At 62.1% G+C, this 12,369-nt stretch carries 10 protein-coding genes; 1 reads left to right on the forward strand and 9 read right to left on the reverse strand.

What is annotated here, in order from left to right; translation table 11 throughout:
* The first annotated feature begins 13 nt into the window (after positions 1–13).
* Entirely contained in the window at positions 14–451 is a 438-nt protein-coding gene (locus DNK49_RS15615) for a PhaM family polyhydroxyalkanoate granule multifunctional regulatory protein (protein WP_110526570.1), read from the forward strand.
* On the opposite strand, the gene DNK49_RS15620 is transcribed toward DNK49_RS15615, so the two are convergent.
* From DNK49_RS15620 to DNK49_RS15660, 9 genes are all read right to left on the reverse strand, one after another.
* Complete coding sequence (locus DNK49_RS15620; RefSeq protein WP_110526572.1) at positions 452–1,618, reverse strand: CaiB/BaiF CoA transferase family protein; 1,167 nt, start codon at positions 1,616–1,618, stop codon at positions 452–454.
* Between the two features lie 123 nt (positions 1,619–1,741).
* Positions 1,742–2,974: a phenylacetate--CoA ligase family protein gene (locus DNK49_RS15625; RefSeq protein WP_110526574.1), complete on the reverse strand. Its 1,233-nt coding sequence runs from the start codon at positions 2,972–2,974 to the stop codon at positions 1,742–1,744.
* 103 nt (positions 2,975–3,077) lie between these two features.
* Complete coding sequence (locus tag DNK49_RS15630) at positions 3,078–3,917, reverse strand: ABC transporter ATP-binding protein (protein WP_110526576.1); 840 nt, start codon at positions 3,915–3,917, stop codon at positions 3,078–3,080.
* A gap of 174 nt (positions 3,918–4,091) precedes the next feature.
* A complete protein-coding gene (locus DNK49_RS15635) occupies positions 4,092–5,414 on the reverse strand; it encodes an ABC transporter substrate-binding protein (RefSeq protein WP_110526578.1) in 1,323 nt (440 codons plus the stop codon).
* 89 nt (positions 5,415–5,503) lie between these two features.
* Positions 5,504–6,571, reverse strand: coding sequence for a branched-chain amino acid ABC transporter permease (locus DNK49_RS15640; protein WP_110526580.1), 1,068 nt, complete (start codon positions 6,569–6,571; stop codon positions 5,504–5,506).
* A 37-nt stretch (positions 6,572–6,608) separates the two neighbouring features.
* The gene (locus tag DNK49_RS15645; protein ID WP_110526582.1) at positions 6,609–7,535 is read right to left on the reverse strand and encodes a branched-chain amino acid ABC transporter permease; all 927 of its coding nucleotides are present in this window, start codon (positions 7,533–7,535) and stop codon (positions 6,609–6,611) included.
* Positions 7,536–7,571: 36 nt separating this feature from the next.
* Positions 7,572–8,399 (reverse strand): ABC transporter ATP-binding protein, encoded by an 828-nt coding sequence (locus DNK49_RS15650; RefSeq protein WP_110526584.1) that lies wholly within the window; start codon positions 8,397–8,399, stop codon positions 7,572–7,574.
* Between the two features lie 10 nt (positions 8,400–8,409).
* The gene (locus DNK49_RS15655; RefSeq protein ID WP_110526587.1) at positions 8,410–10,374 is read right to left on the reverse strand and encodes an AMP-dependent synthetase/ligase; all 1,965 of its coding nucleotides are present in this window, start codon (positions 10,372–10,374) and stop codon (positions 8,410–8,412) included.
* A gap of 163 nt (positions 10,375–10,537) precedes the next feature.
* Entirely contained in the window at positions 10,538–12,166 is a 1,629-nt protein-coding gene (locus DNK49_RS15660) for a methyl-accepting chemotaxis protein (protein ID WP_110526589.1), read from the reverse strand.
* Positions 12,167–12,369: the final 203 nt, after the last annotated feature.

Here is a 12,369-nt window from a genome sequence, read left to right on the forward strand (position 1 = left end):
CGGGAGTCATGTGATGTCAAACGATCAAGCAGCGCAGGATCCACTCGATTTCGTCCGTGGCATGTGGAGCAACATGGGGTTCAACCTGCCCGGCATGGTGACGCCGACGCTGGACGTCGATGAACTCGACAAACGCATCTCGGACATGAAAGCAGTCGAAGGCTGGCTGAAGATGAATCTCAACATGCTGCAGATGACAACCCAGGGGCTGGAGATGCAGCGGGCGGCCATTGCGGCGGTCAAGGCCATGAGCCAGCACGCCCAGGAAGGCAGCGAAAAGCAGGCCGAAGGCGCCGACGCTCAGCCCGGCAATGCCAATCCGTTTGCTGCCGCAGCCGCCATGTGGCCCTGGAACATGATGTCGCAGGCGCAACCCGCAACGCCTGCCGCAGCAAGCGAGACCCCTGCCGAAACCAAGACCCGGGCCCGCCGCAAGACCAGCGAAAAATGATCAGATGACGCCAGACTGGCGCAGCTGATCGATCTGCCCGGCATCCAGTCCCAACTCGGACAACAGGCTGTCCGCATTTGCGCCTGCTGCAGGCGCGGGTCGGGAAAAGTCCGGCACATGGCCGGACAAACGTACCGGTGGCGCAAACTGACGTATCCCGCCCACTTCGACCACTGCGCCACGGGCCTGGATCTGGGCATTCTCCATGCTCTCTTCCAGGCGCAGCACCGGCGTCACGCAGCAATCCACCCCGTCGAATACCGCCACCCAATCTGCCAGGCTGCGGCTTGCAAAGATTTCTGCAAGACGTTGCCGCGCCTGCTCGCCGGCTTCACCGCCGTCCAGATGGGCGGACTTCAGCTCCGGCAGCCCGAGGGTATCGCATAGCAGGAACCAGAACTTCTCCTCCAGCGCTCCCACCGCCATGTGCCGGCCGTCAGCGGTTGCATAGATGCCATAGCACGGCACGCCGCCACTGAGCAGATCCTCTCCGCGCGGCCTGACACGGCCGTGGGCCAGGACCTCGACCAGCGGGAAGATGGCATGAGCCATCGCGGCGTCGGTCATGGATACATCGACATGTCGTCCCCTGCCGCTGGACTTTGCTTCGTAGAGTGCCACCATGATGCCGAATGCGGCGGACATGGTACCGCCGAGCAGATCGCCGATCTGCACATTGGGCACTACCGGACCGCTCCCCGCTGTACCGATCTGGTCGAGCACCCCGGCGTAGCCGATGTAGTTGATGTCATGCCCGGCACGCTGGGCATATGGCCCGGTCTGTCCATAGCCGGTGATGCTGCACAGCACGATCGCCGGATTCGCCTCCAGCAGCGCGGCATGCCCCAAGCCCAGCTTGTCCATGACGCCGGGACGGAAGCCCTCGACGACGGCATCGGCCGATTCGACCAACCGCAGGAAAAGCGCCCGCCCGGCAGGCTGCTTGAGATCAAGGCGCAGGCTTTTCTTGTTGCGATTCACGACCTGATAGAAATAACTGGTCTCACCCGCCATCGCCCCCATGCTGCGGGCGTAATCCCCGGCACCGGTGTCCTCGATCTTGATGACCTCGGCGCCGTAGTCGGCAAGGTGCTGCGTGGCCAGGGGCCCGGGAAGCAATCGGGTGAGGTCGAGGATTCTCAGACCGGACAGGGGCTTGGATGACATGGCAGAAGGATGCTCGCATCAGACGGCGCACGGCCCATACCGGGTCCGCTCACCAGAAAAACCCGGCCCGGCAATGCCGGGCCGGAGAGGGCCCACACACAAATCAGTCAGCGGATGACCGGGTCAGTCGTACTTGCGCAGGTCGTCGATCACCTTGCCGTCATTGGCCAGGCTGCCCGGCGGGCAGAAGCTGACCTCACCCCGCAACTTGGTCACCTCCCGGATACTGCTTCCAATCGCTTCGGCCAGCGCCGGATTGCTGTCCGTTGTTTCGCAGTGCAAGGTCATGCGGTCGTTGAGATCCGGGTTCTCGACCACCAGACGACCGCGCACGATCTCCGGATGCCGACGCAATACATCAGCAACCTGAGCCGGGTGCACGAACATGCCCTTGATCTTGGTGGTCTGATCCGCACGCCCCAGCCATCCGCGAATGCGCAGATTGCTGCGACCGCAAGGCGAGGTGCCCGGCAGGATGGCTGACAGGTCACCGGTGCCAAAGCGGATCAGCGGGTAGTCGGGATTGAAGGTGGTCACCACCACCTCGCCAACTTCGCCCTCCGCAACCGGATCGCCGGTACCGGGACGCACGATCTCAAGGATGATGTCCTCGTCCAGCACCAGCCCCTCGCGCGCAGGGGTCTCGTAGGCAATCAGCCCGATATCGGCGGTCGCGTAGGCCTGGAAGGCCTGAATGCCGCGTGCCGCCAGTGCATCTCGCTGGCTGGGAGGAAACGCCTCACCCGACACGAAGGCCTTGGTCAACGAAGGCGCCACGCCCAACTCCGCCGCCTTGTCGAGGATGATGCGAAGGAACGAAGGCGTGCCGGTATAGGCATTGGGCTTCAGGTCAGCCATGGCTGCGACCTGCTGCTCGGTCTGGCCAATGCCCGCGGGAAACACGGTGCAGCCCACCGCATGTGCTGCCGTCTCCATCATCGACCCCGCCGGGGTGAAATGATAGGAGAAGGTGTTATGCACCAGGTCGCCTTCGCGAAACCCTGCGGCATACAAGGCCCGGGCCAGGCGATAGTAGTCCGCGCGTGCACCTTCGGGCTCGTACAGCGGCCCAGGTGAGGCGAACACGCGGTGGCAGGATCGCCCCCAGCGCGCGGCGGCAAAGCCGCCGAAAGGTCGTGCCGCCTTTTGCCGCTCCAGCAGTTCGGACTTGCGGATGACCGGTAGATGGGCCAGCGCCTCGCGGCTGGTGACGCTGGCGGGATCAACATCGGCCAGGGTCACGGCAAAGGCGGGGGCATTTGCCTTGGCGTGGGCGATCTGAGCCGGCAGGCGCGCAAACAGTTCGGCTTCGCGCTCGGCCTGCGGACGGGTTTCGCGGGTGTCGTAGTAGTCCATGGAAGCATCCCGTTCGCCGTGAGTACGCGGCGACATACCGAAAGTTGGAAGAACAAGGGAGGGTGCAAATCCGTGCATGGCGGACAGTCGGGCAGGCGGGCGCTCAGCTCAGCCAGCGCTTGCGACGACGATAGTGCTTGACGTCGCGGAAGCTCTTGCGCCCTTCGCCAGACAGGCCCAGATAGAACTCCTTGACGTCCTCATTGGTCGCCAGGTCACTGGCAGCACCTTCCATGACGATGCGGCCGTTCTCCATGATGTAACCGAAGTCCGCATAGCGCAGCGCCACCATGGTGTTCTGTTCGGCCAGCAGGAAGCTGACCTGCTCCTTGCTGTTGAGATCCTTGACGATCTCGAAGATCTCCTCGACGATCTGTGGCGCCAGCCCCATCGATGGCTCATCGAGCAGGATCATTTCCGGCTTGGCCATCAGCGCGCGACCAATGGCGCACATCTGCTGCTCGCCGCCGGAAGTGTAGCCGGCCTGCGAAGTCCGTCGCGTCTTCAGACGCGGAAAGTAGTGATAGACCTTGTCGAGGTTTTCCTTGAGCTCGCTGCGCGAAATACTGCGGGTGTAGGAACCGGTCAGCAGGTTCTCCTCGATGGTCAGGTGGCCGAAGCAATGGCGCCCCTCCATGACCTGGATCACGCCGCGGCGGACAAGGTCATTGGGTGTCATCTGATCAATGCGGTTGCCCTTGAACTCGATGCTGCCCTTGGTGACATCACCGCGCTCGGCACGCAACAGGTTGGAAATCGACTTCAAGGTCGTGGACTTGCCGGCGCCATTGGCCCCCAGCAGAGCGACGATACTGCCCTTCTCGACCTGCAGGGACACGCCCTTGAGCACGAGAATGACGTGATCGTAGATCACCTCGACGTTGTTGATGCTGAGGTAGGGGCTGGCCTGCGTCGCGGCACTTGCGGTGGCTGTCATGGTCATGGTTCTCGCCTGTTGTCTCCGTCCCACCTCCCCGGTCTTGCCGGCAGAGGGTCTGCGCGATGCTCGCCTGTGGCGCAAGCACCGGGCAGACCCCCGCTGTTGCGGGGAGCCTGCACCGGCGGCATGAAGCCGCCGGCTGTTCAGCGCACCGGCGTCGCCGGTGCTGCTGCAAAATTACGACTCCTTGGAGCAGTCGCGCGGGGTGATGCCCTTCTCCTTGGCGTAGGCCGCGGCGGACTCCTCGATCATGCCGCGGACCAGCGGACGATCAGCCTCGACCCAATCGCTGACCACCTTCCACTGGGTGCCGTCCCATTGCTGGAACTTGACCTTGCCGCCACCCTCGTGATCCTCGCAGCTGATCTTGAGGTCAGGCATGAAGCCCGTCGCGCCCAATGCGGCCAGACGCTGGCTGTCGAGGTTCAGGTTCTCGAAGCCCCAGCGGATCTGCTCGCCGGTCATCGGCTTGCCCTTGCCGTACTTCTCCTGGGCAGTGCGGATGGCTTCGACGGTGATGATGCCGTGCACCACACCACGGTTGTAGAGCACGCTGCCGATCCGGTTCTTGTCTTCCATATTGCCGGCGTTCTTGGCGTAGACCTGGCTCTGGATATCCTTGATCACCGGATAGTTGGCACCTGCGACGTTGAAGCCGGCGGCGACATAGCCCTTGGCGGCATCACCGGCCGGGATGGTGTCCTCTTCGGAGCCGGACCACCACACGCCGATGATCTTGTCGCGCGAATAGCCGGTCTTGGCCGCAGTGCGCAGCGCAGTCGCGTTCATCACACCCCAGCCCCACAGGATGACGTAGTCGGGCTTGGACTGACGGATCTGCAGCCACTGGGCTTGCTGCTCGTTACCCGGGTTGGCCACGGCGATCTTCTGCACCTCGAAGCCATGCTTTTCGGCCAACTTGTCGATGATGGCGTGCGACTCCTTGCCATAAGCGGAATCGTGGTAGAGCAGGCCAATCTTCTTGCCCTTGAGCTTGTCCATGCCGCCGGACTTCTGACCAATGTAATTCACGATGGCCGAGGCCTGCGACCAGTAGGTGGTGATCATCGGGAACACCCACGGGAACACGCGACCATCGGCCGCATCAGTGCGGCCATAGCCGATGGTGACCAGCGGAATCTTGTCCTGTGCGACCTTCTCCAGCACCGAGTAGGTGATGCCGGTCGACAGGGGCTGGAACACCGAATTGCCGGTAGGCCCCTTGTTCTTGAGGCGCTCGTAGCACTCTACGCCACGGGCGTTGTTGTACTCGGTCTCGCACTCTTCCCAGGTCAGCTTGACGCCGTTGACCCCGCCATCACGTGCGTTGACCATGGCCATGTAGTCGATCCAGCCACCATACAGCGATGCACCGTTCGAGCCGAAGGGACCGACGCGATAGCTCGGCAGACCGATGAACTGTTCCTGCGCGGCGGCATAACCGGTGGCCAGCAGGCCGGCGATGGTGGCGCCGATGAGCGCGGTTTGCTTCAGTTTCATGTGAGTGTCTCCTCTCTTTGTGTGTGGTACGACGTGCTACTACCTTCGTACCGCCCGGGTTGAACATCCCGGGCGGCTGAAAAGTCCGGTCAATGCGGGAAAGGCCACAGTCTGAGCTTGTCCTTGGCCAGTTGCCACAACCTGGCCAGGCCATGAGGCTCGACGATCAGGAAGAAGATGATCAGCCCGCCAAAGATGATCAGCTCCAGATTGGATGCCATGCCGGCCGGCATCGCGCTGCCAAATACCGCATGCATGCCCACGTTCAGGAAGATCGGCAACAGCACGATGAATGCCGCCCCCAGGAAGGAGCCCATGATGGACCCCACACCGCCGATGATGATCATGAACAGGATGCGGAAAGACAGGTCCAGGCTGAAGCCCTCCGGCTCTACTGTTCCCAGGTAGGTGTAGGCATACAGTGCACCAGCCACCCCGCAGTAGAACGACGATACGGCAAACGCCGACAACTTGGCGCGCATCGGGCGGATGCCGATCACCTCTGCCGCCACATCCATGTCACGCACGGCCATCCAGCTGCGGCCAGTGGTGCTGCGCACCAGATTCTTGGCGACAAAGGCCAGCACGGTGACGATGGCCAGCGTCAGCAGATACTTGGACTCCGGCGTATTGAAGGCGAACCCGAGGATCTCGATCTGCTGCGCGGTGATCACGCCCGAACTGGAATTGTTGGAGAACCACGGAAACTTCACCAGCGCCCAGACAATGAAGAACTGTGCCGCCAACGTCGCCACCGCCAGGTAGAAGCCCTTGATCCGCAAGGACGGCAGGCCGAACGCCACGCCGACTGCCGCTGCACTCAGGCCGCCGAGCAGGACGCCGACCAGGAAGGGCATGCCATCGATGCGCAGGATGAAGTTATAGGCCCCGAACGCCCCCACCGCCATGAAGGCAGCCGAGCCCAGCGAGAGCTGCCCCGCATAACCAGTAAGGATGTTCAACCCGATTGCGGCCAGCGAGAAAATCAGCACTGGAATCAGGATGGCCTGCAGCCAGTACTGGCTGGCCAGCATCGGCACGGCGAGGAAGAAGAATGCCAGGATCACCGCCATCCCGATCCGGTCCTGCCGGATCGGAAAGATCTGCTGATCTTCCTGGTAACTGGCCTTGAACTGGCCGGCTTCACGATAAAGCATCTGTTGTCTCCGTTATCTTTGTCGTTGGCGGCCGTGGTCAGACCCGGTCGATGTGCTTCTCGCCGAACAGGCCTTCAGGCCGGACCAGCAGGAAGAGCAGTGCCAGCATGTAGGGGAACCAGCCTTCGATCCCGCCGCCGACGAAGGGGCCGATATACACCTCGGCGAGTTTTTCAGACGCACCGATGATCAGGCCACCGACGATCGCCCCCGGCACTGAGGTAAAGCCGCCCAGGATCAGCACCGGCAGCGCCTTCAACGCGGTAAAGGTCAGCGCAAACTGCACACCGCTGCGCGCGCCCCAGATCAGACCCGCCACCAGGGCCACAAAGCCGGCCACCGCCCACACGATCGCCCAGATATGCTGCAGCGGGATGCCGATCGACAGCGCGGCCTGGTGATCGTCAGCCACTGCACGCAGCGCGCGGCCCACCTTGGTGTATTGGAAGAACAGCGCCAGCGAGGCCACCAGGATGCCGGCCAGCGTGGCCGCGAACACATCGAACTTGGACACGATGATGTCGGCCGAATCCAGCACCCATTCGATCGGCTCATCGGCGATGCCCAGATCCAGCCCGCGCACATGATTGCCCCAGATCGCCTGGGCGATGCCCTCGACCAGAAAGGTCAGGCCGATGGTGGCCATGAACAGCGTGATGTGCGGCTGATTGACCAATGGGCGCAGCACGACCTTCTCGGTCAGGATGCCCAGCACCACCATCGATGCCAATGCCAGCACGAAAGCCATCCAGAACACCGCGATACTGCCCGGTTCCAGACCGGTCCAGCCCGGCAGCACCTCCTGGAAGCCGACAAAGGTCAGCGCAGCAAAGAACACCATGGCCCCCTGGGCGAAGTTGAACACCCCCGAGGCCTTGTAGATCAGCACGAAACCCAGCGCGACCAGGGCGTACAACACCCCGGACAGCAGGCCGCCGATCAGCACTTCGAAAAAGAAACCCATTGTTGTCTCCTTGTCCTTCTCTTTCTGGCGGCGGACTTAGTGTGAGGTACCGAGATAAGCTGCAATCACATCGGGATTGTTCTTGACCTCGTCAGGAGGGCCGTCACCGATCTTCTTGCCGTAGTCAAGCACCACAACGCGATCGGAAATGTCCATCACCACGCCCATGTCGTGCTCGATCAGCACAATGGTGGTGCCGAACTGATCATTCACATCGAGGATGAAGCGACACATGTCCTGCTTTTCCTCGACGTTCATGCCGGCCATCGGCTCATCGAGCAGCAGCATGGTCGGCTCTGCAGCCAGTGCGCGCGCCAGCTCCACCCGCTTCTGCAGACCATAGGGCAGTCTGCCGACCGGCGTCTTGCGGATGCTCTGGATCTCGAGAAAGTCGATCACCTCCTCCACCTTCTTGCGGTGCTCGATTTCCTCGCGCTGCGCCTTGCCGAAGAACAGCGCATGGTGGAAGAGGTTGCACTTCATCTTCAGGTTGCGACCGGTCATGATGTTGTCCAGCACGGTCATGCCCTTGAACAGCGCAATGTTCTGGAAGGTGCGGGCAATGCCCTGGGCCGCTGCCATGTGCGGCTCCATCTTCTGCCGTGGCTCGCCCCGGAACAGGATCTGCCCTTCCTGCGGGTGGTAGACACCGTTGATCACGTTGAGCATCGAACTCTTGCCGGCGCCGTTGGGACCGATGATCGAACGAATCTCGTGCTCGCGAATGTCGAAGCTGATGTCGGTCAGCGCCTTCACCCCACCAAACCGCAAGGAGATGTTCTTCAGGTCGAGGATCACCTCGCCGATTCGGCGGCCACCGCCGCCGGTACTGCTGGCCACGTTCGCCATGTCATTCATCATCATCGCTGCCTCCTCAAGCGGCCCGCTTCGCAGCCAGGGGCGCGAAGGTCTTGGCGTCTTCGATGCGCAGATCGGCACTGACCTTGCCGGTGCGGCCATCCTCGTACTTCACCTGGGTCTCGATGAACTGGGACTTGTTGCCCGCATACATGCCATCGATCAGCACCTGATAACGCTCGGCGACGAAGTTGCGGCGCACCTTGCGCGTACGGGTCAACTCGCCGTCATCCGCGTCGAGCTCCTTGTGCAGGATCAGGAAACGCTTGATCTGCGAACCACTCATCTTCGGATCGGCCGCAAGGTCGGCATTGACCTTCTCGACGCCTTCGCGGATCAGGTCGTACACCGCGGACTGCGAGGCCAGATCGGCATAACCGGCATAAGCCATGCCCTTGCGCTCGGCCCAGTTGCCCACCGCTTCAAGGTCGATGTTGATGAAGGCGGTGACGAAATCCCGGCCATTACCGAAAGTCACCGCCTCCTTGACGTGCTGGAAGAACTTGAGCTTGTTCTCGATATAGTTGGGCGCGAACATCGAGCCGTCGGTCAGTTTGCCGACATCCTTGGCTCGATCAATGATCTTCAGATGACCATCTTCGTCGAAGAAGCCTGCATCTCCGGTCATGAAGTAACCATCGGCATTGATCGACTCAGCCGTGGCGTCCGGACGCTTGTAGTAGGCCTTCAGCAACATCGGCCCCTTGACCAGGATCTCGCCGTTATCGGCCAGCTTGACCTCGACGAAGGGCGCCGGCTTGCCCACGGAATCGAGCTTGATCTCGCCGTCGGGCTGCAGGCAGACATAGGCGCAGGTTTCGGTCTGGCCATAGAGCTGCTTGAGATTGACACCGATCGAACGGTAGAAACGGAACAGATCCGGTCCAATCGCCGCACCGGCGGTGTAGGCCACACGGATACGGCTCATGCCGAGCACGTTCTTCAGCGGACCATAAACCAGCAGGTTGCCCAGCGCATACTGCAGACGATCAACAGCCGACACCGGCTTGCCATCGAGGATGTCGGCACCGCAACGGCGCGCGACCTCCATGAAATGATGGAAGATTGCACGTTTCGTGGGGCCGGCATCCTCCATGCGGATCATGACCTGGGTCAGCAGGTTCTCGAACACCCGCGGCGGCGCAAAATAGTAGGTAGGGCCGATCTCGCGCAGATCGTTCATCACCGTCTCACCCGACTCCGGGCAGTTGATGGTGAAACCCGCCACCATGGCCTGGGCAAATGAGAACAGGTGGTCACCGACCCAAGCCATCGGCAGGTAGGACAGGATGTCTTCCTGATCACCCAGCTTGTCGAACTGCACCCCGCCGCGCGCGGCCGCGATGAATGCACCGTGAGTCTGACATACGCCTTTGGGCTTGCCGGTGGTGCCGGAGGTGTAGAGCATCACCGAAATGTCGTCCGATGCCCCTTTCTCGATCTCGCCATCGAGGAAATCGCTCTGGTTGCGATCGTGGATGCGCCCCATCTCGCACAACTCATCCAGCCCCATCAACATGGTCTGAGTGTAATGACGCATGCCGCGTGGGTCGTCGTAGATCACATGCTCGAGCAGCGGCACCTCGGGCTGGATCTCGAGCATCTTGTCGACCTGCTCCTGATCCTCGACCACGGCAAAGCGGATCTCGGCATCCTGCAGCACATAGGCCATTTCCTGTGCCACTGCGTCCTGGTAGAGCATGACCGGAATGCCGCCAAGACATTGGCAGGCGGCCACCGACCAGTACAAGCGGGGGCGGTTGTCACCGATGATGGCGAGGCGATCGCCGCGCTTGAAACCCATTTCGGCCAGGCCGCAGGCAATGGCCCGCACATTCTCCGCCACCTGCGACCAGGTGTAGGTTTGCCAGATGCCGTAGGCCTTCTCGCGCATCGCTGGCCGGTTGGGCCGGAGCTTTGCGTGCTGCATCAGCAGTCGCGGAAACGTGTCGAGCGCTGTTTGCCCGTATGTATCGGACATGCTCCATCCTCCTTCGGTAGATCCTGCCTGTCTCCCCCACCGTGATCACCGCGTATCGGCAATCCGGCCAAGACGCTGTGCCGCGCCCGGGTGTTTTGTCAGGATTCAGTTTCTCAGGGGATGTTTGCGCAACTGTTTGCAGAATGTAGTGAATTGTTGCAGCTTAGATTTTCACGCGTGACAACGCGGTATCGAGCGCCTTGGATACATCGGCCAGTGCCGTCGACGCGTCGGCGATACTGCCTACCGCGAGCGAAGCGTCCTCTGCGCGCTGGGCGATCTGTTCGACATTGGTCGCGATCGAAGTGGCGGCAATCGACTGTTCCCGCGTAGCCAGCTCGATACCGTCGACCAGTTCCAGGCTCTGCGCCGCTGACGTGCGGATCGCCTCGAGCGCGGAGCGGGTCTCCCTGATCAGTTCGACACTGACCTTGACCCGCTCATTGCCAGCCCCGGCGCTACTCACCGCATCTCGCGTCTCCTCGCGCAGGGACTGGATGATCGAGCTGATCTCGACCGTGGCTCCGGTCGTGCGCTCGGCAAGCTTGCGTACCTCATCGGCCACCACGGCAAAGCCCCGCCCTTGTTCGCCAGCGCGGGCCGCCTCGATCGCCGCATTCAGCGCCAGCAGGTTGGTCTGGTCGGCAATTTCCTTGATCACGGTCGCGATGCGGCCGATCTCGTCGGAGGACTGAGCGAGCTGCTCCATTGTTGCGGTGGTGCTGGAAACCGCCTTTGCCAACTCACCGATCTCGTCAACCGCCCGCGCGGCCTTGTCCATGCCAAGCTCGGCCTCCGCCTGGGTCTGACGCGCCGCACTCGCCGCGGCACCGGAGTTTTCCGCCACCTCGTTGACCGCAACCGTAACCTGCTCGACCGCTGCCGCGGTAGACGACGCCGCTTCGCTCGAGGCGCTGGCCCCCCGCGCCACCCCCTGGCTCGACCCCGCGAGGGTATCGGACTGCTGCACGATATCCCGCGCCGCCTCGCCGACGTTGATCAGAATGGCCTGAAGATTGGCCATCATGGCGTTGAAGGCATCGGAAATATGCCCGATCTCGTCACGGCGGTCGATCATGGACACCCGCCTCAGATCGCCGTCACGCTGGGTGGCCGACAGGGTTTCCTCGAGCCGCTTCAGGTCGCCGACCATGCCGCCTATCACCCCGAACTGCAACCAGGCTGCAATGGCGACGCTGACACACACGGCCAGCACCACCGGCCAGGACATGCCGTCGGCCAGGACCGGCAGCGCCAGTGACAGCACAGCCGCCAGCAGGGTTGCCAGCCCGGCGCCAACGCGCGCACCGATCGACCACCCCGAGAACACGCCCATCAGGCCGGTGCGGACCACACGACCATTGACGACGGTCAAGCCGCCAGCGCCTGCGCGCAGCTTGCGGTAGGCAGGAATGACCGCCTCCACCACCTGCTTGTCGGCACGCCGACGCACCGACTCGTAACCCACGACCCGCCCGCTCTCGCGGACCGGGGATGCAAAGCCATGCACCCAGTAGAAACCGCCATCCTTGCGTCGGTTCTTGACATAGCCGCTCCACGGCTGACCAGCCTTCAGCGATTTCCACATGTCATCGAACGCCTGGGGTGGCATGTCCGGATGGCGGACGATGTTGTGAGGCTGGCCGAGCAGTTCCTCCCGTTCAAAGCCGGAAAGCTGGACGAACAGATCGTTCGCTGCAGTAATCCGGCCTTCAAGGTCGGTCTTGCTGTAGATGAACTGACCGTCGGGGACCTGGGTCTCGACGTCATTGACGGGCTGATTGATACGCATGAAAACTCCCTCAGGGACAGCCGGTTCTGATGAACTCAATCTGTTCTTGTCATTGTGTTATCGGACCTTTTTTGCGTCTCTTGAATATATCCCGACATCTTCCGACGACCCAGGGGACATGTGCAAGCGCACAATTCACCGTCACAGCAAAAACGGCGCACAAGGCGCCGTTTTTGCTGCTGTCTCCTTCTTACGAAGGTCTG

It is taken from the genome of Parazoarcus communis SWub3 = DSM 12120, from assembly GCF_003226565.1.
In the GTDB taxonomy this organism is placed as follows: Bacteria; Pseudomonadota; Gammaproteobacteria; order Burkholderiales; family Rhodocyclaceae; genus Parazoarcus; species Parazoarcus communis.